The sequence below is a fragment of the Natrononativus amylolyticus genome, from assembly GCF_024362525.1.
Classification (GTDB): domain Archaea; phylum Halobacteriota; class Halobacteria; order Halobacteriales; family Natrialbaceae; genus Natrononativus; species Natrononativus amylolyticus.
On sequence record NZ_CP101458.1, the window covers coordinates 1,828,093 to 1,850,441 of the forward strand.

At 66.2% G+C, this 22,349-nt stretch carries 24 protein-coding genes; 13 read left to right on the plus strand and 11 right to left on the minus strand.

Annotated elements, in window-relative coordinates:
* The first annotated feature begins 119 nt into the window (after positions 1–119).
* On the plus strand, positions 120–254 hold the full coding sequence (locus NMQ11_RS09610) for a DUF7503 family protein (RefSeq protein ID WP_255167575.1): 135 nt from the start codon (positions 120–122) through the stop codon (positions 252–254).
* 18 nt (positions 255–272) lie between these two features.
* On the opposite strand, the gene NMQ11_RS09615 is transcribed toward NMQ11_RS09610, so the two are convergent.
* Positions 273–2,321: a hypothetical protein gene (locus NMQ11_RS09615; RefSeq protein ID WP_255167577.1), complete on the minus strand. Its 2,049-nt coding sequence runs from the start codon at positions 2,319–2,321 to the stop codon at positions 273–275.
* 67 nt (positions 2,322–2,388) lie between these two features.
* Positions 2,389–3,621 carry a DUF7504 family protein gene (locus tag NMQ11_RS09620; RefSeq protein WP_255167580.1) on the minus strand — a complete coding sequence of 411 codons (1,233 nt, stop codon included), beginning with the start codon at positions 3,619–3,621 and terminating at the stop codon, positions 2,389–2,391.
* Between the two features lie 186 nt (positions 3,622–3,807).
* Here NMQ11_RS09620 and NMQ11_RS09625 point away from each other — a divergent pair, with 186 nt between their 5' ends.
* A complete protein-coding gene (locus NMQ11_RS09625) occupies positions 3,808–4,227 on the plus strand; it encodes a DUF7344 domain-containing protein (protein ID WP_255167583.1) in 420 nt (139 codons plus the stop codon).
* Here NMQ11_RS09625 and NMQ11_RS09630 read toward each other — a convergent pair.
* Together NMQ11_RS09630 and NMQ11_RS09635 are read right to left on the minus strand one after the other, a co-directional pair.
* Complete coding sequence (locus tag NMQ11_RS09630) at positions 4,206–4,736, minus strand: J domain-containing protein (RefSeq protein ID WP_255167588.1); 531 nt, start codon at positions 4,734–4,736, stop codon at positions 4,206–4,208. The two genes, NMQ11_RS09625 and NMQ11_RS09630, sit on opposite strands and share 22 nt — an antisense overlap.
* Positions 4,737–4,823: 87 nt before the next feature.
* Positions 4,824–5,117, minus strand: coding sequence for an RDD family protein (locus tag NMQ11_RS09635; RefSeq protein WP_255167589.1), 294 nt, complete (start codon positions 5,115–5,117; stop codon positions 4,824–4,826).
* Between the two features lie 272 nt (positions 5,118–5,389).
* On the opposite strand from NMQ11_RS09635, the gene NMQ11_RS09640 reads away from it, so the two are divergent.
* Positions 5,390–5,569 (plus strand): hypothetical protein, encoded by a 180-nt coding sequence (locus tag NMQ11_RS09640; RefSeq protein WP_255167590.1) that lies wholly within the window; start codon positions 5,390–5,392, stop codon positions 5,567–5,569.
* Positions 5,569–5,880 (plus strand): hypothetical protein, encoded by a 312-nt coding sequence (locus tag NMQ11_RS09645; protein ID WP_255167592.1) that lies wholly within the window; start codon positions 5,569–5,571, stop codon positions 5,878–5,880. Before NMQ11_RS09640 ends, NMQ11_RS09645 begins: the two co-directional genes overlap by 1 nt.
* 3 nt (positions 5,881–5,883) lie before the next feature.
* Here the strand turns inward: NMQ11_RS09645 and pyrF are convergent, their stop codons facing one another.
* From pyrF to NMQ11_RS09660, 3 genes are all read right to left on the minus strand, one after another.
* Complete coding sequence (gene pyrF, locus NMQ11_RS09650) at positions 5,884–6,684, minus strand: orotidine-5'-phosphate decarboxylase (RefSeq protein ID WP_255167593.1); 801 nt, start codon at positions 6,682–6,684, stop codon at positions 5,884–5,886.
* Positions 6,685–6,798: 114 nt separating this feature from the next.
* On the minus strand, positions 6,799–7,554 hold the full coding sequence (locus NMQ11_RS09655) for a phosphatase PAP2 family protein (RefSeq protein ID WP_345781427.1): 756 nt from the start codon (positions 7,552–7,554) through the stop codon (positions 6,799–6,801).
* A gap of 91 nt (positions 7,555–7,645) precedes the next feature.
* Positions 7,646–8,899, minus strand: coding sequence for a cation:proton antiporter (locus NMQ11_RS09660; RefSeq protein ID WP_255167604.1), 1,254 nt, complete (start codon positions 8,897–8,899; stop codon positions 7,646–7,648).
* Between the two features lie 87 nt (positions 8,900–8,986).
* On the opposite strand from NMQ11_RS09660, the gene NMQ11_RS09665 reads away from it, so the two are divergent.
* From NMQ11_RS09665 to NMQ11_RS09675, 3 genes are all read left to right on the plus strand, one after another.
* A complete protein-coding gene (locus tag NMQ11_RS09665) occupies positions 8,987–9,604 on the plus strand; it encodes a DUF8159 domain-containing protein (RefSeq protein WP_255167611.1) in 618 nt (205 codons plus the stop codon).
* A gap of 118 nt (positions 9,605–9,722) precedes the next feature.
* Positions 9,723–11,453, plus strand: coding sequence for a cation:proton antiporter (locus NMQ11_RS09670; protein ID WP_255167619.1), 1,731 nt, complete (start codon positions 9,723–9,725; stop codon positions 11,451–11,453).
* Positions 11,446–13,146, plus strand: coding sequence for a cation:proton antiporter (locus tag NMQ11_RS09675; RefSeq protein ID WP_255167621.1), 1,701 nt, complete (start codon positions 11,446–11,448; stop codon positions 13,144–13,146). Before NMQ11_RS09670 ends, NMQ11_RS09675 begins: the two co-directional genes overlap by 8 nt.
* A gap of 77 nt (positions 13,147–13,223) precedes the next feature.
* Here the strand turns inward: NMQ11_RS09675 and NMQ11_RS09680 are convergent, their stop codons facing one another.
* Positions 13,224–13,418, minus strand: a complete 195-nt coding sequence (locus NMQ11_RS09680) for a hypothetical protein (RefSeq protein ID WP_255167622.1) — start codon at positions 13,416–13,418, stop codon at positions 13,224–13,226.
* A 131-nt stretch (positions 13,419–13,549) separates the two neighbouring features.
* Here NMQ11_RS09680 and NMQ11_RS09685 point away from each other — a divergent pair, with 131 nt between their 5' ends.
* From NMQ11_RS09685 to NMQ11_RS09700, 4 genes are read left to right on the plus strand one after another with little or no spacing between them, the layout of a single operon-like run.
* Positions 13,550–14,041, plus strand: a complete 492-nt coding sequence (locus NMQ11_RS09685; RefSeq protein ID WP_255167624.1) for a cation:proton antiporter regulatory subunit — start codon at positions 13,550–13,552, stop codon at positions 14,039–14,041.
* Between the two features lie 35 nt (positions 14,042–14,076).
* The gene (locus tag NMQ11_RS09690) at positions 14,077–15,312 is read left to right on the plus strand and encodes a cation:proton antiporter (RefSeq protein ID WP_255167627.1); all 1,236 of its coding nucleotides are present in this window, start codon (positions 14,077–14,079) and stop codon (positions 15,310–15,312) included.
* Positions 15,313–15,361: 49 nt separating this feature from the next.
* Positions 15,362–16,018, plus strand: coding sequence for an HAD family hydrolase (locus NMQ11_RS09695; protein WP_255167636.1), 657 nt, complete (start codon positions 15,362–15,364; stop codon positions 16,016–16,018).
* A gap of 56 nt (positions 16,019–16,074) precedes the next feature.
* Positions 16,075–17,130 (plus strand): Leu/Phe/Val dehydrogenase, encoded by a 1,056-nt coding sequence (locus NMQ11_RS09700; protein ID WP_255167638.1) that lies wholly within the window; start codon positions 16,075–16,077, stop codon positions 17,128–17,130.
* A gap of 904 nt (positions 17,131–18,034) precedes the next feature.
* On the opposite strand, the gene NMQ11_RS09705 is transcribed toward NMQ11_RS09700, so the two are convergent.
* Genes NMQ11_RS09705 through NMQ11_RS09715 form a run of 3 tightly spaced genes read right to left on the minus strand, consistent with a single transcriptional unit; the run spans position 18,035 to position 19,602 of the window.
* Entirely contained in the window at positions 18,035–18,436 is a 402-nt protein-coding gene (locus tag NMQ11_RS09705; protein ID WP_255167640.1) for a DUF7993 family protein, read from the minus strand.
* 23 nt (positions 18,437–18,459) lie between these two features.
* Positions 18,460–18,912, minus strand: a complete 453-nt coding sequence (locus NMQ11_RS09710) for a DUF2240 family protein (RefSeq protein ID WP_255167643.1) — start codon at positions 18,910–18,912, stop codon at positions 18,460–18,462.
* 45 nt (positions 18,913–18,957) lie between these two features.
* Positions 18,958–19,602, minus strand: a complete 645-nt coding sequence (locus tag NMQ11_RS09715) for a ribonuclease H family protein (protein ID WP_255167645.1) — start codon at positions 19,600–19,602, stop codon at positions 18,958–18,960.
* A 385-nt stretch (positions 19,603–19,987) separates the two neighbouring features.
* On the opposite strand from NMQ11_RS09715, the gene NMQ11_RS09720 reads away from it, so the two are divergent.
* A complete protein-coding gene (locus NMQ11_RS09720) occupies positions 19,988–20,248 on the plus strand; it encodes a hypothetical protein (protein WP_255167647.1) in 261 nt (86 codons plus the stop codon).
* 413 nt (positions 20,249–20,661) lie between these two features.
* Entirely contained in the window at positions 20,662–22,299 is a 1,638-nt protein-coding gene (locus NMQ11_RS09725) for an ABC transporter substrate-binding protein (RefSeq protein ID WP_255167649.1), read from the plus strand.
* Positions 22,300–22,349: the final 50 nt, after the last annotated feature.

The window sequence follows — 22,349 nt, forward strand, 5'->3', positions numbered from 1 at the left end:
TACAATATACCGTGAAGAAATACGAAAGAATTTCGACCGACCTCGAGAAGAATCAAGTATCATCGTCTGTGATATCCTTAGATAAGTATAATTTTCCAGCCCGACCATCGACGTATGTCATGTCCGACAGAAACACCAGCTTACGGTCGTACCTCGCCGAGCACCCCCGTCTGATGGGCGTCCTGTTCACGATCTGCCTGCTGCTGTCCCAGGCGGGTACCGTCGCCGCCGGCAACAACGGAACGGTCACGTAACGCTCGAGTAATATCCCGTTATAGCGCGTCGAACCGATCGTCAGACGACCAGTGGAACGTACCATCGTACTCGACGGGAATCTGCTCCAGCTGAAAGAACCTGTACAGTTGCGTGCCGGTGAGTTCGAACGGCGGGAGCGTCTTCCCCGCGAGGTAGTACTGACCGACGGTGTCGAGGTACGGGATACAGAGTCCGCCGGTTCCCTCTTGCGTGTGGTACATCGTCAGTCGGACGCGGTAGCGACCGTCGTCCGTCGGCTCGATCCGGCACGTGTTTGACGCGCCCCCGCCCGCCTGCGTGACGGCGACGCCGCCGTCGCCGACCACGACGTACTGGTTTCCGACGATCCGGTGTGAGCGCGCCAGCGACACCGCGCTCCGGAGGGTAAACCCGGCGTTCAGGAGGCGGGCGAGCAGTCGACCGACGGCGATCGCGTCCGCGTTGGTGACCGTACTCAAGGTAACGATACCGCCGACGCCTCCCGCCTCGATCAGCCGCGCGCCGATCTCGTAGGACTGACAGCCGTTTATCAGGAACGTCTCTACGCCAACGTCCTCGAGCGCCGACGCCTCGAGGGCGCCGTCGCGACAGACGAACGCGCCGTCCTCGGCGTGACCGACGTAATGGAGGAAGTCCACCGACTCGCCCAGCAGGGCCCGCAGTTCGTCGACGGCGAGGTCACTGTGGACGGTGATCTCGAACGGGAGTTCCTCGCGACCGCCGTACAGCCCCTCCTCGAGCTCCGCCGCCATCCGCGGCTCGTTACAGACGAGCGTGATCTCGATACTGTCGGTCGACGGCGTGCGTCCCAGCCCGTGTTCGAAGCCAGCCCGGATGAGCTTGTTCGCGCCGATCGGCGTCCCCTCGCCGAGCCACGCCCGTTCGAACGCGTCGGCTGCGGGCGGCGAGACGAACGAGTCGACCGTCGGCCGGTGCCGATCCGCGCGCGCCGACGTCGACCCCGGTTCCGCCTCGAGGCTCGTCGTCGGGTCGGCGTCGCCACCGGGCGCCGCCCGGACGAACGAGAGCTCGTTGACGAGAAACGGCAGCGCCTCGAGGTTCTCCGGCGCCGACGTCGCGTCGGTGACGAGGTGCCACCGGGGAACCAGGTCGGCGACGGTCTCGAACGGGATCGACAGGTAGGTCTCAAGCTGGTCGGCGAGGGCGGCGTCGTACGTCGCCGCGAGGTCGAGGTCGACGCGCTCTTCGAGCCGCTCGCGCTCGTACAGCTCGAGTTCGTAGAGCCCCTCGGTGCGAACCACGCAGTCGAGGGTCAGGACGTGCGCGAGTACGCGCTCGACCGACCGTTCGAACGCCTCGTCGGTCTCGCCGAGCGGGTGTTCGAACCCTCGGTCCGTCTCGATCCGCGGCCGCTCTCCGACCCGGACCGTCGCGCCGAGGTAGTACGCGAGCGAGGACACCGCGTACACCGCCGTTCGTCGAGGGGGGACGACGACGCTGACGCCGGTCGCCGGCGCTTCGAGCCCCTCCGGAACGCGAACGCGGTCGCCGAGTGTGAGCCGTGGCGGATGACCGCGAAGCGTCGGCAGCGAGCGTTCGCAGCTGGTGGTCTTCAGCGCGGAGCCGAACGTCGAGACGGCCCGCGCCAGGTCCGCCGGCGCCGCCGTCGTCTCGACGGTTCCCGCGGGTCGGTCGTGGTGCGACCGGGCGCCCAGGCGGACCCGCGTTCGGGAGCCGAACTCGATCTCGAGGCGCTCGTCCGAGGAGGCGACGAGCACCCGGCTGTGAACGCGAACGTAGAGCCGGACCGGCGCCATCACCTCGATAACGTACTCGTCGGCGGGAAGCTCCTCGTAGGCGTAGTGTTCCGCTTCGGCAACCATCTCGCCGGACCGGTCCCGCACGTACGTCGGCACCACGTACGGCAACACGATCGCCGTCGTCGAGAACTCGACTGCGGCGTCGACGGGAAACGTGAAGTCGGCGGGGTCGGCCTCGCGGATCGAAACCGGCTCGGCCGTCTTCAGCGGGTACTGCTTGTTCTGGACCGGATCGACGACCGTGAGTCCGGGGCGGTCGTCGTCGACCGGAAACGTCGGGATCACGGATGGGAGACGCCGTCACGTGCGGTCCGAGCACCGGTTGTTTCGGTTCGGGCGTCGACCGGCGCCCTCATCCGTCGTGAAGGGGGCTCCAGTCGGTCGTGTGAGAGCTGCCGTGGAAGTGCCAGCGGCGCTGGGCCGCCGTCCCGTGGACGCGCAACTCGAGGGTGGCGTCGAACAGGGGTTCGATCGTCGGAACGGGTGCTGTCTCCCGGCCGACCGGCAGGACGTAGCTTCCGACCGCCCGCTGTTCGGTGACCGCCGCACAGATCGGCTCGAGGAACGAGCGGGCCTCCTCGTCGTCCCGGCTCTCGACGACGGGCCGGAGCGACGTGACCGCCACGCAGAGCGGCGGTTCGTCCGCGGTGGTCGGGGCGAGGGCGTCGAGTTTCGCCTCGATGACCTCGCGAACGTCCTCGAGGTCGCCCGACACGTCGGTCACCGACAGCGGAACGTTCGTCTCGCCCCCCGGGAACGCGCTCGCGGCCGACCGCAGCGCGGTCACGTGGTTGACGACGTGTGCCGACGTCGCGTCCGCCGCCGGGAGGCCGCCGGCGACGCTCTCGACGTCCCGGTCGAGCACCGCGAGCAGGTGGCGGTCGTGTGACCGGTCGGCGACGCCGGCGCAGGCGGATTCGACGAGCGCGTCCGGAACGTCACCGAGAACCAGCACGTTCCCGCCCGCGTGGGCGAACCGATCGAGCGCGGAGCCGACGGCGACCCGGCCACCGGAGTCGACGACGACGTCGAATCCGAGGACCGAGAACCGCACCGACGCGCCCGTCCGATCGATGCCGTTCGCGCGGGGTCGGCTTACCGCCTCGAGCGCGTCGAAATCGACCGACTCGGCGAGTTCGTCCCGGAGGGTCGCGGGCTCGTACTCAGAGCGATCCGACAGCGCGACGACGACGTCGGCCATCAGGGACCGGTGGGGTGCGGCTTCGATCGGCGTCACGTGCGGCCAGGGCCGGTCGACGGGCGGACGGACGGCCCCGTCGTCGACGAGTTCGGGCCCGTCGTCGGGCGTAATTCGGACGCGGTGGCCCGCGTAGGTGAACTCGACGAGCGGCCAGCGGGAGTCCTCCGGCGCCGCCGCGAACAACGAATCGAGGGCGTCCATGTCGACGGCCTCGTTCAGCGGCGGCAGCTCCAGCGGCCTCGTTCCGACTGCGGCCGCAACCATCGAGATCGTCGCGATCCCGACGCTGGTACAGCCGTCCGCAGAGAGCGGGTCGGCCGTGGCCTCGAGCGGCGGGACGTCGGCTCTGGAGGGCGGCGTTCGCGAGGAACGGTCGTTCGTCATCCAGCCCCGTCTACGGCGGACGGGTACGAAAATATCGCGGATAAGGTCCCGCGTCTGAACCCGGGATCAACTCGGATACTGGTTGTAATAATAGTCTTTCCTCGCCGATAGTTGCTATTGGTTTCGAACAGTCGGCACCGGTATTTCTCTGACAGCCTTATTACCGTCCGAGCTAGTCGGGTCTATATGGCCGATCGCCGAACGGAAGACACCGACAGCTCACAGTCGACGGACCGTGGGTTCGTCTCCCCCGCATTCGAGCGTGAAGACGGTATCGACGACCTCCTGGCGCTTCTGAGCCACCGTCGGCGCCGCCGCGTGCTGTACTACCTCTCGGATCGCGAGCTCGCAGACGTCGGGGAAGTCGCAGCGGCGGTCGCCGCCCGGGAGGCGGACCTCGAGGCCGAGCGGGTGAGCGACGAGGCGCGGACGGCCGTCGCCATCGATCTCTCTCACAACCACCTTCCGAAGCTCGCCGACCGGGGCGTCGTCGACTACGACCGCCGGAGCGGCGCCGTCAGGTGGACCACGCCGCCGGAGGCGCTCGCGACGCTGCTCGAGTGCTGTCGGTCGCTCGAGGACGACTACTCCGAGAGGCGATCGTAGGCCGCCGTCACCCGCTTGAACTCGGCCTCGTCGCCGCCCCGGTCGGGGTGGACTTCCTTTACTTTCTCCCGGTAGGCGCTGCGGATGTCGGCCTGTCCGGCGTCGGCCGAGACCCCGAGCACCGACCGCGCCTGCGATCGGGTCGGCCCGCTCGAGGACGGCGGGGCCCGGCCGCCGGCGCCGGCAGTTCGGTCGCCGGTTCCGAACCGGCTTCGCGCTCGTGCCGTCCGCTCCGCGCGGGTCCGCGGGCCGCGACGCGTCCGCGGCCCGGCGCCGAAGCCGCCGCGGTCCCCGGAGTCGCTCCGGCGGCGCCGCGCGTGTCGCTGGTGACGGATCGCCCGGGCGAGCTGGCCGCTCCCGTGGTAGTACATGAAGTAGCTCGTCAGTCCGAGCGGGGCCGCGACGAACAGCGCGATGGGTTGGCCGCTCACGACCGCGCCGATGGTGAGCAGGGCGGTCAGCCCCGCGAACACCGCGGCGAGCCCGAGGATCAGGGGAGAACGGTGCACAGCCAGGTTAGGGGGTCGACGGTCCTAAATCTCACGCCGATAGCGTGCTCTCCGACTCGAGGATACTAACGGACCGTGCGTGGCGTTTCAGCGCTCCTCGACGACGAGCGTGTCCGCGGCAACGTCGCCGAGTCGCTTCCGATCGTCGGTGAGCAACATGGTCACGAGCCCGACGGCGTAGCTGAAGAATCCGTCGACGAACCGGAGCAGGTTTCGAACGATCGCCTGCCGCATCGTGATCGGCGTTCCGTCGACGCGAACGACGATCACGCCGGCCGCGTGCTTTCCGGCGGTTTTTCCGAACAGTCCCTCACAGACGATGAAGTACCCGAAGTAGCTCACGAGCGCACCGAGATACAGCCAGCCGATCCCGCCCAGCACGGAGACGAGCGAGAACCCAACTACGAGGGCGAGGAGTGTGGCGCACCGACCCGATGGAGGACGACGTGTTCCTGTGAACCGACGAACCCGACTTGCTCCGGAGGCATGCCTGCGACCTACCTCCGAAGTGTGATAAATATTAATGTTCTCCGTCGGGCGTTTTACCCCCTGGCGGTCGGCCTGGTCGCCTCACCGTCTATACCGCCCTGCGGGCGACCGCGCCGGGCTATTCCGGGGCCGGTTTCAAGCCGGTGGAGTCCGTCCACTCGAGCATGAGCGTGAGCGGCCTCTGTCAGATCTGCGAGTCGCGGCCGGCCAAGGAGCGGTGTGACAACTGCGGCACGCTGGCATGCGAGCAACACTACGAACGCGGCCTCGGGTTGTGTGCCGACTGCGCCGCCCAGGCCCAGCCGGACCGGGGCTCGGACGAGGTCGACACCCACCGGTTCTGATGACGTCGATACGCGATCTGGTTTCGGAGTCGCTGGCCGTCGGAGAGACGTTCTGTCTCGCCCTCGAGGAGCGTGACGGCGACCTCGTCGCTCCCCATCCGAACGCGGGGAGTCCGATGGATCTGCTCGTCCGTGAGGGACTCGAGTTGCTCCCCGAGCAGCCGCCGAAAGGGTCGGTCGAGGTCGAAGTCGTCGGCCGGGTCGTCGATGGCCGACTGGTCGGACGGGTGGTGGGCCTCGAGTGCGACCCGACCAGTGTGGAGTCGAACGGCGGCGCGGAAGAAGCCGACGACGAAGCCGGAACCGGCTGACTGTCACTCACGATACCGGTTCAGTCGAGCCTTCAGCCGCTTGGCCGCCTCACCGGCGACCGCGGCGAAGTTCTCGCCGGCATCCTCGCCGGCGAAAATGATCCCCCGCGAGGAGTTGACGAGGCCGACACCGTTCGCTAACCCGTACTCGACGGCGGCCTCCGCGTCGCCGCCCTGGGCGCCGACGCCGGGCACGAGGAAGGGGAGGTCGGGGACCTGCTCGCGAAGCTCCTCGAGCTCTTCCGGTTTGGTCGCGCCGACGACCAGCCCCACGTTGTCGTTCTCGTTCCAGAGGTCCGCGAGCGCGGCGACCCGCTCATAGAGGGGTTCGCCGGTCTCGAGTTCCAGCTCCTGGAGGTCCGCCCCGCCGGGGTTCGAGGTCCGACAGAGGACGAACACGCCGGCCTCCTCGTTCGCCAGGAACGGCTGGAGGGAGTCCCGTCCCATGTAGGGGTTGACGGTGATCGCGTCCACCCGCTCCAAGATCTGTGCGTACTGTCGGGTCGTGTTGCCGATGTCGGCTCGCTTCGCGTCGAGCAGCACCGGAACCCCCTTCCCGTGGGCGTAAGCGATCGTCTCCTCGAGTGCGGCCCAGCCGTCGGAGTCCTCGTAGAACGCCGCGTTGGGCTTGTAGACGGCGGCGTGCTCGTGGGTCGCGTCGATGATCCGGCGGTTGAACGCCCACCGCGGGAGGTCGTGTTCGCGGAGGTGATCCGGAACGCGCTTCGGGTCGGGGTCGAGCCCCACCGAGACGACGCTGTCGACCGTGACGATCCGGTCGTGCAGCCGATCGAAGAAGTTCATGGACGGAGTGGCCGCCCGACCGTCGAAAAACTTGCTATCGGGCGAGGGCTCGAGCGCCCGACGGTGTCCGACTCGACGGGAACGACTCGACTCGCGCGTGGGCGGCGACGACGCTCACCCGGCGACCGCCGTCCACAGGCGTCGGGCTTCCGGGCGGTTGATCGCCCACCAGGCGGCGGCGCCGCCGGCGCAGCCGACGAACGCGAGCAGCCCGTCGGTCGCCCCGCCGGTGGCGAGCAGCGCGAGGCCGCCCAGCGCGACGGCGACGACGAACGCCCGTTCCGGTCGCTCGTAGAGGACCGCTCCGGCGGCGAGCAGGAACGCCGTACCGAACAGTACCGACGCGACGAGGTCCGCGACGTAGTGAACCCCCAGCGCGAGCCTCGAGAAGCCGACGAGCGCGACGACGGCCGCTGCGCCCAGAAGTCGGCGCTGTCGGGTGGAGACGCTGCCCCAGAGCGCCAGCGCCCCCCAGCAGATCGTCGCGGCCATCGTGTGGCCGCTCGGGAAGCCGTCGCCGTCGCGGGCCACCGCCTGCAGGGACTCGGGCGGGCGCGAAAAGCCGAACGAGGCCTTCAGAATCAGCGTGAACGCCAGTCCGCCGAGGACGACCGCCAGGACGAAGCCGGTGCGCCTCGAGAGCGGGCGGTCCGATCCGCTTTTGATCGAGCGGTAGGCGTCGATCGCGGCGTAGGCCAGCAACGCGGCGACGACGAGGAGTTCGTCCCCGAGGAGCGCGGTCGCCTCGAAGATCGGGACCGACCACTCGGGGATGGTTTCGCGGATCGCGCGCATGATTCCGAGATCTCTGTCCATGGATAGTGGAACGGCGGCGGCTCGCGGCGATAGCGCGCCGCCGGTCGGTTTCATTCGGATTTCTCCGCCCCGCTCTTATCAGTACTGATCGTTCGTTGTTCCCGTCCTCGACGGGGCGACCGTCGCTCCGGTCCGTCCGGACCCGTCACTCGGACGCGATTCGGTTGACGACCGGACTCGCGGTGACCCCGTGAACGACGACCGAGAGTAGAATGACGGTGCCGACGATCGCCCAGAGGAGATCGGCGTCGGCGAACGCCGCCTCGTTCAGTCCGTGGGCCAGGTAGTAGAACGAGCCGATACCCCGAATCCCGAAGAAGGCGATGGCCCCGCGCTCGCGCCAGTCGATGTCGAACGCGAGCAGCCCCGCGACGCCCGCCAGCGGCCGGACGATGAACAGGATCGCGACAGCGGCGAGCGCTCCCTCGAGTGTCAGCGGCGAGAGCAACCCGCCGACGATGGCGCCGCCGAAGAACACCATGATGAACCCCATCGTGATCTGTTCGGCGAACTCGCTCACCTCGTGGAGCGACTCGTTGTACTCGTGGGAGCGCTCGTAGTCGCGGATCATCACCGCGGCGACGAACACTGCGATGAAGCCGTAGCCGCCCGCGAGTTCGGTGATTCCGTAGACGATCAGAGTGCCGGCGATCGCCTCGAGGCCCTGCACCGACCGAGCGATCTGGGTCTCGGGTTCCATCGCGAAGATCACGCGCGCCGCGAGCCAGCCGAGACCGATCCCGAGCACCGTGCCGGCGACGATCTTGTAGACGACGTCGACGAGCAGCCACTCGCCGACCCAGTTGCCGGGTGCGAGGCCGACCAGCGCGACGGCGATCGCCAGGTTGGTGAACGGAAAGGCGAGACCGTCGTTGAGGCCGGCTTCCGAGGTGAGAGCGAACCGGACCTCGTCCTTCCGGCTCTCGCCGTCACCCTCCCCTTCGCTGCCCTCGCTGGGATCTTCGACCTGGACCTCCGACGCCAGAACCGGGTCGGTCGGCGCGATGACCGCCCCGAGCAGGATCGCCGTCGGCGCCAGCAGTCCGACGACCCACCAGCCGAGCAGAGCGGCACCGGCGATCGACAGCGGCATCGTGAACGCGAGCAGCCGCCAGGTCGACGCCCACGCGCGGAGGCCGGGCGGGCGGTCGATCTTCAACCCGACGGCCATCAGCGCGATGATGACGCCGAACTCGGCCAGGCGTTCCGTCGTGTGTCCCTGCTCGAGCGGATCCGGCGCCGGAATCCCGAACGGAAGACCGAACACCAGCGCGCCGAACCCGACGAAAAAGATCGGCATCGAAATGGCTCTGTTGCTGACAAATCTTGGGAGCACAGCCACACCGAACAGCGTTATCCCGAGAATAATCAGGATCACGTCGTACGCTTCGAGCGCCACGGACGACCTACATCGGAGACTGGTAAAAAAGGAGATGTCTACAGTAGCAGGCACAGCACCGTTAGGGACTCGCGTCGAAGAAATCGTATGAGCGATCAGCGTCCGGAGCCGACCCGCACCGGCGGATCGGTCGGTGGACTCTCGAGGCGGCGCGCCCTCAGGCTGTGTGGCGTCGCGGGCGTCGCCGCCCTCGCCGGCTGCACCGAGGACGTCGGCGAGGAGCTGCCGGCGAACACGAAGTGGCCCGTCTCGGAGCTCAAACCCGCGCTTCCGGTCACCGAGAGAACGGACGTACTCGAGGAGCGCATCGAGGCGATGGCCGAGCGGGAGATCGACGACGTCGACGCGTTCGCGGACGCCTTCGAGGAGTACGCCCTCGAGGTGGAGTCGGTCGAGGAGACCGAGGACGTGCTGACGATCGAGTACGTCAACACGAAACTGTACGAGGAGGGAAACCTCCACGATATCGGCCCGATCGCCGGGGCGTACGCGGCGCTGGTCGATGCCGGCCACGGAAGCGACGTCCTGGGTATCACGATCCTCGACGCCGCGCCGGCGTCGTTCGGCTCTGCGTCGATCGACGGGGCGTGGGCCCAGCGATACAACGAGGACGAACTGACGGCCAAGGAGTACGGTGAACTGGTCGCGGGGACGGTCGAGTCCAAGCGCCACCCACCCGAGGTCGGCGTCTCGCCGGACGAGTGATCCGCGCCGCGGCGATCGTCCCTCGAGCGACCACCACACCCCGAACGGTCGTCTCTGCTGGGAAGCCAACGTATTTACTTCGCATTCGCAAACCGGCCGGTATGAGCCGGGGTTCTCGATGAGTCAGATCGCCCTCGCCGCCGACTTCGCGATCATCATCGTCGTCGCCACGGTCATCGGCATCGTCGTCCGTCAGCTCGGCCAGCCGACGATCATCGCCTACATCGCCGCCGGCGTGATCCTCGGGCCGGTGGCGTTCGACATCGTCACCGACGAGGGGCTCGTCTACCTGATGGCCGAACTCGGCCTCGGGTTTCTCCTCTTCCTGCTCGGGATGAAGATGCGGTTTGCGGACATCCAGGAAATCCTGCGCCCGATCACGAACGTCGCGATCGGACAGACGGTGCTTCAGACGGCGCTGGCCTTCCTCGTCGCGCTCGCGCTCGGATTCGGGACCATGGAGATCATCGTCATCTCGCTGGCGACGGTGTTCGGCGCGACGCCGATCATCGTCAAAGTGCTCTCCGATAAGGACGAGATCACTTCGCTGCCCGGCAAGATCGACGTCGGCGTCCTCATCGTCCAGGACATCTACCTCGTCGTCGTTCTCGCGATGTTCAGCGCCGAATCGCTCGACAACGCGGGAGAAATCTTCGAGACGCTCGCGATCATCTTCTCGTTGATCGCGGTCATCGGCGTCATCTCGTATCTCTCCTCGAGGTACGTCCTCCCGCGGCTGTTCCGCCAGGTCGCGGACAACAAGGACGTGTTCCTGATAATCGCCATCGCGTGGGCGTTTCTGTTCATCGCCGTCGCCGAGAGCCAGTTCGACGGCGGGATCGAGATCGGAGCGTTCCTCGCCGGTATCAGCCTTGCACAACTTCCCTACAGCAAGGAACTCGAGGATCGGATCACGCCGATCACGGACTTCTTCATCCTCGTCTTCTTCGCGAGCATCGGCCTCCAGATCGAAGGCGGTGCGTCGGCACTGTTTTTCTACTGGCAGGAGGCGATGATCGCCTCGGTGATCCTGATGGTGGGTAACTTCTGGATCATGTTCTACCTCATCGACCGGGAAGGGTTCGGCGTCGAGCCGACGTTCCTCGCGTCGATCAACATGGTCCAGGTCAGCGAGTTCTCGCTGATCGTCGGCGCGCTCGCTCTCCAACAGGAGTACATCGGCCCCGAAATTTTGGGCTATCTCACCCTGATGGCGCTGATGACGATGACCGTCTCGACGTACATCGTCGCCAACAACCACGCGATCTACGACCGGGTCGAGCCGTGGTTCCGCCGGTTCGAGTCCGAAGACGACCGGGACGCGGAGATCGCCACCTACAGCGACCACGCCATCGCGATCGGCTACGACGAGATCACCGAGCGGGTGCTCCCGATCCTCGCCGAGCGCTACGACGACGTCGTGGTGATCGACCGCCAGACGAGACACATCGACAAGGCCGGGGACGCCGAGTACGACTACATTTTCGGCGACTTCCGCCACGCCGAAATTCGCAAGGAGGCGAACCTTTCGGCCGCGAGCTTCGTGTTGAGTTCGAGCGTCGAGCGGGAGGTCAACGAAGAGCTGCTGAAGGAGGTCGGCGAGGACGCGGTCGTCTTCGTCGAGTCCGAGCGCATCGCCGACGCCCGCGCCCTCTACGATCGAGGGGCGACGTACGTCATCATGAGCACGCACCTGACCGCCGAGATGGTCAGCGAGTACCTCGAGCAGTATCTCTCCGACCGCTCGTCGTTCGACGAGACGATCAACGACGACGTCCAGCGGCTCAGGCGGGGCGAGCACGACCCGGCGGCCGACATGGTCGGCGACGGGGGTGAGACCGATGGTTGAGGCGCTCATCGTCGACCTCGGGCTCATCTTCGTCGCCGCTGGCGCGCTGTTGCTGGTCGCGAACCAGTTTCGGCTCCCGACGGTGCCGTTCTACCTCCTCGCCGGGATCGCCATCGGCTGGACGATCGGAACCGACGACCTCCTGGTGTTGGCACAGTGGGGGATCGCCTTCCTCGTGTTCGTCTTCGGTATCCGTCTCGACCTGGGCGACATCTCGTCGGTTCTCAGAGACGGTGAAGTCGCCGCCATCACGCAGCTGCTCGTCGTCGCTCCGGTCGCGTTCGGCGTCGGCTACCTGTTCGCGGAGCTCTACGGCTTCGCCGACCCCCTGCGAAACGCGATCTACTTCGCCGCGGCCGTCACCCTGAGCTCGACCATCGTCGGCGCCGGGCTGCTCGAAACCGAGATCCGCGACAACCTCGTCCACGGCCGCCTCGCCTCCTCGATCCACTTCTTCGACGACCTCGTCGCGATCGGGCTCGTTCTGATCCTGAGCACGGAGGCGCTGACCGGCGACGCGGTCGCCGCAAAGATCGGCTACGGCGTCCTGTTGCTCCTCGCTGCCGTCGTGATCTACCGTCACGGCTTCCCGCTGCTGGTACGCGCAACCGACGGCTCCGACGAACTCGTCCTGATGGGGAGCGTTTCGATCCTCGTCGCCTTCCTCGCCGCGGCGGAGTACCTCGGCATCTCGATCGTCGTCGGCGCGTTCGCCGCCGGCGTCGCCATCAGAAACGACGAAACGCAGTCCCTCTCGGTTCGCAACGGGATCGACTCGATCCGGGACTTCTTCGTCACGATCTTCTTCGTCACGATCGGGGCGCTGGTCTCGATCCCCACGCTCGAGATGGCGACCATCGCGCTCGCGCTCGTCGCGCTCGTGGTGCTCGTCAACCCGGTCGTCCTGCTGCTGGCGTTCGTCTACGAGGGGTACGACACGCGAACGGCGTTCCTCGCGACCTCCGGGCTCAACCAGGTCAGCGAGTTCTCGCTCATCATCGCGATTCAGGCGGTGATCGTGACCGAGACCATCGCGGAACCGATGTTCGACGCGATCATCCTCGCTGCGGCGGTGACGATGCTGCTCACCGCGTTCGTCCGGCGGCGCGAGGACGAGTTCTACGCGACGATCGTGTCGCGATTCTTCACCGAGCAGCGAACCCGGAAGGTCGACGAGGGAAGCCGCGTCGACGACGACCTCACCGATCACGTGATCGTCCTCGGCTACGGCCGACAGGGTCGGCGCCTCGTCGAGACGCTCGAGGACTTAGACCAGCCGTACGTCGTCGTCGAGAACGACCCGGTGTTTCACGACCGACTCGAGGCCGAGTGTCAGCAGTACGTCTTCGGCGACGCCATGTCCGCCTACCCCTGGGAGAAGGCGCGCGTCGCGGACGCAGCGCTCGTGGTCTCGACGGTCGACCACCGCCCGGTTTCGGAGTTCGTGCTCGAACTCGAGACGGACGCGGACGTCATCCTCCGATCGGACGACGTCGAGGAAGCCGAGGCGCTCCTCGAGGCGGGTGCGACGTACGTTACCGTTCCCGACATCCTTGCCGGCGAACAGCTGGTCGAGGTTATCGAGACGTTGCTCGAAGACGACACGGGACGGACCGACCTCAGAGCGGACCACCTCGACCGACTGGCCGAACTCGAGCGCTACGGATTCGCGACCCAGCGCGAGCGGTACTGACGGTTCGCCGTCGGTCACCTCGCGCAGCTCCGCCGCCGAGAGCCGCACAGCGTCGCGAACGCTCCGAGGTCGCCCCCTTAGAACGGCCCGTCGAAGTACTCGTGGACGGCGATAACGATCGCGAGGCCGAGGAGCAGCAACGGTCCGGACACAATCGCCGGGAGGTCGATCGCGGCGGCCAGTCCGAGCGCGCCAGCGATCGCGAGCAGGACGCCGACGGCGTACAGACCCAGATTTCGGGCGAGACGCACCGGTTCGACTGCCTCGAGCATGGGGTATAGCTACCGTCGCGACGACCGGCCGGAAAGAGCTACCGATGTCGGCGGGTTCGCGTCGTCAACCGCCGCGCCGAGACGGATCCGGAGCGACGTATTTTATTAGCGGCCGGAGACGACGATGAGATATGACTATTTACGAAAGCGACCTCCCCGGCGTCGGGAAGAAGTACGAGGTCGAACTCGAGGGTGACGAACGGCTGGTGATCGTCACGCACAACACGGGCAAGCGCGAGGTGTTCTTGAAACCGACCGAGAACGCGGACTCGGACAAGCTATTCGAACTGCCGGATCGGCTCGCCCGAACGGTGGGAACGATCCTCGAGGGTGCGTACTTCCAGCCGGTTCAGACCGATCGCGTGGAGACGATGCTCTCCGACGAGACGTCCATCGAGTGGTTCAGCGTCTCTCGAGACTCCGAACTCGCCGGAAAAAGCCTCGCAGAAGCGGACGTTCGCAGCCGGGTCGGCGTCTCGGTCGTCGCGATTCAGCGCGACGACGACGTGATCGCACCACCGGAGCCCCAAACCGTCATCGAGCCCGGCGACACGCTCGTGATCGTCGGCGACCAGGACGACTGCAAAGCGTTCGAGACGCTGTTGAGTGGAAAGGGCCAGTGATCGCCCGATGATGCGTCAACAGGAGGTGGACGCGAGTGGCCGCTGAAGGTACCGCGCTGATCGACGTCGGCGTGCTCTTCGCGGCGGTCGCCCTCGCCGGCCTCGTCGCAAATCAGCTCAAGCAGTCGGTGATCCCGTTCTACATCGTCATCGGGATGCTTCTCGGGGAGCACCTCCTCGGAGCAGTCAGCCCCTGGTACCTCGTCGAAACCGACTTCATCCACCTCGGAGCCGAACTCGGGATCGTCTTCCTGCTGTTCTTCCTCGGCCTCGAGTTCAACCTCGATCGGCTGCTCGCCGCGAAAGACCGCATCGGGAGGGCCGGTACCTACGATCTCATCATCAACTTCGGGGTCGGTATGGTCCTTGGGTACGCGCTGTTCGGGGAGTTCCTCCCGGCGTTTCTCGTCGCCGGGATCGTCTACATCTCCTCTTCAGCGATCATCACGAAGTCGCTGATCGACCTCGGCTGGATCGCCAACGACGAGGCCGATCCGATGCTCGGCACGCTCGTCTACGAGGACCTCTTCATCGCCATCTATCTCGTCGTCGCGAGCGCGCTCATCCTCGGCGGCGGCGACATGGGAGAGGCGGCCGGCGACATCGGCATCGCGGTCGTATTCATCATCCTGCTCCTGCTGTTCGTCCACTTCGGGACCGCCTTCCTCCAGCAGTCGCTCGAGACCGACTCCCACGAGTACTTCGTACTGCGGGCGATCGGCATCACCGTTCTGATCGCCGGCGCGGCGCTCGCGCTCGGCGTCAGCGAAGCCGTCGCGGCCTTCTTCGTCGGGATGGCCTTCTCCTCGACCGATCACGTCCACGAACTCGAGCGCCTGCTCGAGCCCGTCCGGGACACGTTCGCCGCGGTCTTCTTCTTCTGGATCGGGCTGGTGACGAACCCGTTCCTCTTCGCCGGCGTGGCAGCAATGGTCGCCGCAGCAGTCGTGTTGACGACGCCGACGAAGCTCATCAGTGGCTATCTCGGCGGCCGGGTGTACGACCTGGACGAGCGGCGATCGGTTCGCGTCGGGCTCGGAATGGTAACTCGCGGCGAGTTCTCGCTGATCATCGCGAGCATCGCCATCGCCGGCGCCGACACCGGGCTGGCGGCAGAGACCGCCGGTCAGATCAACGCCTTCGCCGTCGGCTACGTGCTGTTCATGAGCATCCTCGGAACCACGCTCATGCAGTACTCGGGTCGGATCGAATCCGCCGTCGTCCCGCGTCTCGAGTCCAGCCGCGTCGAGGCCCAGCCGAGCGACGACTAGTACCCGTAGGACGGACAAGTTCAAGTCCACCGGCCCCCTCCCGTCTGGCATGCCACGGGCGGTCGTCTTCGACCTGGACTATACCCTGGCGGTGCCCGAACGTGACCGTGAAACCATTCTCGCCGACGCGACCCGTCGAACGGGTGCGCCGGCGCTCACGCGGGAGGCCTACCTCGAGGCCCATCGCCGGAACCTCACTCGGGAGAGCCGCGAGCCCATCTTCGCGGATCTGCTCGCCGACCACGACACCGACGCCGACCCCGCGGCGGTGGCGACGGCTTACCGGGAGACGATCGCCGACTCGCTCGCTCCCCTGCCGGGGGTCGAGTCGATGCTCGACCGTCTCCGGGAGGAGTACCGCGTCGGCCTGCTGACGAACGGCCCCGTCCGCGCCCAGCGGGACAAACTCGCCACGCTCGGCTGGGAGGGCGCGTTCGACGCCGCCCTCGTCACCGGCGAACTCGAGGCCGGCAAGCCCGACCGGCGGGCGTTCGAGGCGATCCTCCGCGAACTATCGGTCGCACCCGGAGAGGCGGTGTACGTCGGCGACGAGGTCGAGGCCGACATCTACGGGGCGACCAACGCCGGGCTGGACGCGATCCAGGTGCTCCTCGAGGACACCGAGCCGGATCCGCGAGCCGTCGCCCACCTCGAGCAGGCGACCATTGCCGAGGAACTACCGGGGTGTCTCGAGACGCTCGCCTGAGCGGACTCGGGAGAAACCAGTACAGTTTACCTCCTGTCTCTCGCAAATATTGCCATATGGTTCACAGCGAGATGGCGGCGCTCGGCCACGAACAGGTAACGCACTTCGTCGACGAGGAGACCGGCCTGCGCGCGATCGTCGCGATCCACGACACGACGCTCGGCCCCTCCCTGGGCGGGACGCGACTGCTCCCCTACGAGAGCGAGGACGCGGCGCTGCGGGACGTGCTCAGGCTCTCGAGTGCGATGACGTACAAGGCCGCAGCGAGCGACCTCGACCTCGGCGGCGGGAAGGCGGTGATCGTCGCCGACCCCGAGGCCAAGACCGAGGAGATGATGCGCGCGTACGGTCGGATGATCGACCGCCTCGGCGGCCACTACATCACCTCCGTCGACGTGAACACGGGGGTCGCGGACATGGACGTTCTTCGGGAGGAAACCGAGTACGCCGTCGGCACCAGCGACGGCCTCGGCGACCCCTCGCCGATCACCGCCCGCGGCGTCTTCTCCGGGCTCCGGGCCTGCGTCGAAACCACCTACGGGATCGACGACCTCGAGGGCCGCTCCGTCGTGGTCCAGGGCGTCGGCAAGGTCGGCCGTGGGCTCGCCGAACTCGTACTCGAGCACGGCGCCGAGGTAACCGTCAGCGACGTCAACGAGGCGGCCGTCGCGGCGATGGTCGACGAACTCGGCGTCGACGCCGTCGCCCCGAGCGACGTCTACGCCGAACCCTGCGACGTGTTCGCGCCGTGTGCCATCGGCGGCGTGATCAACGACGAGACGATTCCCCAGCTCGAGTGCGACGTCGTCGCCGGCGGGACGAACAACGCCCTCCAGGAGCGCCGCCACGCTACCGAACTCAAGGAAAACGGCATCCTCTACGCCCCCGACTACGTCATCAACGCGGGCGGGCTGATCACCGTCGCCAACGAGTACTTCGGGCGGAGCCGCGAGGCGGCCCTCGCCGACGCCGAGGCGATCGGCGACCGCGTCCTCGACCTGATCGAGCGCGCCGAGGATCGGGATATCACGGTGCTCGAGGCCGCGGACGAGTACGCCGAGGAGCGCATCGCGGCGGGCGAGCGCGGCGAGGCGATGCCGTCGACGAACTGAACGGGGTCGCCGGCAGCGGTCCCGTTTCGAAGCCGCAATCGGGCAGTACTCGAGCGTCTCGATTTGTGACGTCCACCTGCTTACTGAGTATTTTATCAACCAAACAACCCGTGGATATACTAATTAGAAACACATATCAATTAGACAACAATATTCAAGACGTAGTGTGTTAGAGATGATCAATACGTTCAAATTAACGAGGTTCACATTATCTCTCGTCACAATACCTCACCGTACACTTCGTTAACTATGTCCACTCTTCATGCTGAGCATCTTATCGTTTTCGCGTTTATATTCTCATTTCTGGTTCTTCTTGGCGTTCTCACCGCACTCTGGATCAAAGTATTCTTTTTAATGCTAGGTGTTTGCTTGAAAACGGCTTACAATGTCGGACTGTACCGTCCGTCGCTGAGCGGAAAGCGGTCGCACCAGACTGCAGGAATTCAACGGGATCACAGTTCCCTCCAATTCGTTCAAACCCTCGAGTTTGTAAGTGGAGTGATTCCTGGGGATTCGAATATCTACACGCACACGTGGATCATTCCACTACTAGTCGTTGGTGTTCCGGTCGTTCTCGTTATGGCGGTTGTAGCAGTCATAGTGCCGGTTTCCCTGTTATGGTACGTTATCGCTACTGGACCAGCCCCATGGTCGTTGCTGCTAGCAGTTCTTAGTGTTTGTACGTATTTCAGTCTCCTCTTAGTGATTTATTACCTCAGTACACACACCTATGTCAACAAAAACAGGCCTAACTCGTAATATTTTTAGCGTCCCTCTCCTGTTCGCTGGAGGAATATTGATAATGGCTCTCAATTAGACGAGAGTAGAAACAACGGTTGCGATCTATTTGGCCTGTACTGAGCGTGAACCCTACGTTTTATTCGGTTGAACGAAACCGCACTGCCTATCGGCTACTGCGTTCTTCGTCTTCGAGCGCCCGACTCGCCGCCTGTACGACGTCGGTCGCCCGCTTGACCTCTGCGCCGCTCTCGACGAACACCAGCGTCTTCGGGGGCTGGCTGGCCTTCGGTCGCGTCCGTAACTCGAGGTCCGTCGCCGCCTCCACGGCCGCCTCGCGGCCGGAATCGAACTCGAGGCGAACCCGGTCCGGGTGGACGAAGACGCGGGCGAAGCGCTCGCCGTCACGCTCGACGTCGTAGGCCCGGCCGCCGTCAGCGGTCGCCTCGACCGCGTCGTCGACGTTCGCGACGGCCATTCGCCGGAGTTCGTCGTCGGTACGGCCGTCGAGTTCCGAGGAGAGCAGTTCGGCGATGCGTCGGCCGTCGGTGATCCGCTTCTCGACCATACCCGCGTTCCGGCGGCGAGGCCCTAACGCCCTTCGGTCAGCGTCGCGCGGGCGATCGGCACGAGCTCCGAGACGTCGAGGCCCTCCCGCCGGGCGTAGACGACCGCCGCCGCCTCGATGGTTATCTCGAGGTCGCCCTGGAGGGCGTTGATCGCGCCGACCGCCTCGTGTTTCTCGACCCCCTCGGCGACGAGCGCGTCGAGCACCCGTTCGAACGCCGACCGCTCGCGCAGCAGGTCCGTATCGGGTGCGAAGTCCTCGGGGACGGTGACCGTCGCGGGGTCGAAACAGAGCGTGAGTTCCGCCCCCTCGCGCTCGAGCAGCCCCTGTTCGGTCGCGACGGTGATCAGCCGCGTCGCCTGGTCGGGCGAGAACCAGTCGCGGTCGAGCGAGAGCGCGACGACGAACTCGTTTTCGCGGAGGCTGCGGGTGCCGTTCTGTTTGAACGGCGCGGCGACGGCGACGCGGAGGCTCATCGGAGACGTCTCTCTGCGGGGAGCGAATAACGGTGGCGGTTTCGCTCAGTCGGAGGCCCGCCCGCCGCCGGCGTGGCCGTTGCGGTTGGCTCGAGACGGCGGCGGGAACTGCGCGGAGGTGGTCTCCGGCGGCTCCGGAAGCACGCAGCGACCGAGTTCGCGGTTGACGTGGGCGTACCGTTCGGGGGCGTTCGCGAGTGGGTGGGCGGGGTTCTGGTCGCTGTCGATCCGTGCGGCGCGGATCTCCCCGAAGCCGTTCAGCCGCGCCTGGATCCCTCGCCAGTGGTTCGTGCTGGCGGGGGGGACCGAGAACGGCCGGGGTGGCTTTCGGTCGGGGTGGCGCGCCGCGAGGATCGCGTTGTTGACGTTACTGGCGAGGTCGTCGTGGTCGACGAGGACCCCGACGCGCGCGTTCGGCGGCGCACGCGCGGCCAGCACGTCGAGTCCCAGGTGGAGCGCCCGGTACTCGGCGACGTTGTTGTCCGGCGGGGTGTCGGCGGTGGCGATCCGGCCGACGCGAGTCCCGTCGCGCGTTTCGATGACGGCGCCGAGCCCGCCACCGGACTCCCGGAACGACCCATCGGTGGCGACGTAGAAGTCACGGTGGTGCGTTCGAGGCGGGTGGGCGATGTGCGGGGTCGGCGACTCGTCGAACAGGTCCCGCAGTGCGGGGCGGCCGTGGGCGGCCATGAGCGCCGATATGCTCTCTGATTATTTAATTGTACTGTTTGCTATACCATACCATAGAATCCGTTGCTCGAGCGACCTGTTGTTGAGCAGTTATCTTGTTGAGTGTTACCACGCCCCCATGTATACGACCGTGCGCCTATTTCGACTCATGCCACGGGAGATCCAACCGACGGTGGGGCGACGACAGTTTCTCGCGTTCGCCGGTGTGGCAGCTGCGACGGCGAGCGTCGCCGGGACGGGCCACCGGCGGCTCCACCTGGTACCGCAATTCGAAACTCGTTGACTCCCTCTGCGAGGAGGTCCCGGACGCCGTCGACGGCGAGTACGTCGCCCTCCAGCGTTGCCGCCAGAAAAGCGTCGCACGCTCAGGGGAACGTAGTTCTCGATGATCTTCCAGGACCCGATGGGCAGCTTCAACCCGAGTCTCACCGTCGGCGAGCAGGTCGCCGAGGCCGTCGAGGCCCAGCGGCGCGCGGGCGAACTCACGGTCGGTCGCCTCGAGAACGCAGGGGTACGGCCTCCGCACGTACCTCGTGAGCACCGTGGTGACCTCGAAGCGGTACGTCACCGGATCGAGCAGTCCACCGACCGCGAACTGATGACGCTGCGCGAGCGCCGAAACCGTCTCGGGCGACGGCGACGGTGAACGGGAGTCGACAACCGACGACGCCGTCGCGACGCTGAATGGGCGGCTGCTCGACGTCGAACGGCCGGCGCGTCACGACGAGGTCGTCGAGGAGGCGGTGGCAGCGGTCGTCGCGGAGAACTGGGAGGCCGCCGAAGACCGGCTCCGTCGGGAGTACGAGAGCGTCTGCGAACGACAACCCACGCCTCGAAGACGGCCCACATCCCGCCGCGCGTCACCTCTTCGGTTGAGACGGCGACGTCAGTGCGGCTCCTGTTGGTGGCGTTCGACACCGATCGAACTCCTGAGCGGCTCGGGTCCGAATCGTCCGAAAGCCGCGACGACGAGGCGTACTCACCACATAGCCCTCCGGCTCCTCGGCTCGTGATTCAGGACCATCATATACTTATACCCATTCATCCAATTGAGGGAGTATGGCACGGGATGAACGCGCAGACTTTACGCGCCGTTCGATACTCAAACTGGCGGGTGCAGCCACGGCAACGGCGGTCGTTGCAGGGTGTACGGGCAACGGTAATGGCGACGACGACGACGATACCGGAAACGGGGACGCCGACGACACCGGAACCGGGAACGGTGACGACGACCGCGAAGTCGACGAAGACGCGGAGGTCGACGAAGTCGTCATCACGCAGGGGTCGGTCACGGACACGCTCGACCCCATCGACCACAACGACACGCCGACCTGGAACATCTTGAACCAGGCCTACGAGCCGCTCATCTACCGGGATCGGGACGGCGAACTGATCGAGCGCATCGCGACCAGCTGGGAGCGAACCGACGACATGGTCGTCGAACTCGAGATCCGCGACGACGTCACGTTCCACAACGGCGAGGAGATGACCGCCGAGGACGTCGCCTTCAGCGTCAACCGGACGAACGACCCCGATCAGAGCCAGCAGGCCGGCGTGATCGGCGCCATCGAGGAGGCGAGCGCCGTCGACGAGACGACGATCGAGCTTCAGCTCGAGGCGACCGAGCCGGCGATCTTCCGGAACCTCTCGGCGTTCGGCCGCGTCCAGCAACAGGAGTGGGTCGAAGAGCGCGACGACGACGAACTCGCCACCGAGATCAACGGCACCGGACCGTACGAGCTCGAGGACTTCGAGGAGGGCAGTCACGTCGACTACACCCGATTCGACGACTACTGGGGCGACGAACCCCGCGTCGTCGAGGCCCGCTTCAACGCGACGGCCGACGAGGGAGCACGCGTCTCCGGCCTCGAGGGCGGCGACAGCGACATCGTGACCGACGTCAACCCGGCGGACATCAGCGACGTCCAGGACAACGAGGACCTGCGGATCGAGGGCGAACCCAGCATCCGCAACATCTTCCTCGTGATGCCGAACGACGAGGCGCCGTTCGACAGCGAGGAGTTCCGCCAGGCGATGAACTACGCGGTCAACGTCGAGGCGATCATCGAGAGCCTGCTCAACGGCTTCGGCGAGCCGACGAGCCAGCCGACGCTCGAGGGGATGTTCGGCCACAACCCCGACGTCGAACCGTACGGTCACGACCCCGACCAGGCAGAAGAGCTCGTCGAGGAGAGCGGCCACACCGACGAGGAGCTCACGATCGTCTCGCCGACCGGCCGGTACCTCGGAGACACCGACATCGCCGCCCAGGCGGCGAGCGACATCGACAACCTCGAGAACGTCAGTGCGAGCCACGACGAGTGGGAAACGCAGTCGCTGTTCGACGTCACCGACACCGGCGATATGTCCGACTCGCCGGACATCTTCCTCATCGGCTGGGGGAACCCGACGTTCGACGCCGGCTACGCGCTGAACCCCTGGTTCATGTCCGACCAGCCGTTCTGGCACTTCGAGGACGACGAGATCGAGGGGATCCTCGACGAGGCGACCGGCGAACCCGACGAGGACGCCCGCGAGGAGCTGCTCATGGAGGCGAACCAGCTCGCGAACGAGCGCGCCGCCTGGGTGTTCCTCCACCAGCAGTACAGCATCTACGGCGTCAACGACGAACTCGCCTGGGACGCCCGGCAGGACGAGGACATCCGTCTGGACGAGATCTCCGCGTACGCCGAGTAACGACGTGACGGCGTTCGGGTAATTCCACCGCCCTCACGGCCTGAGAGGGG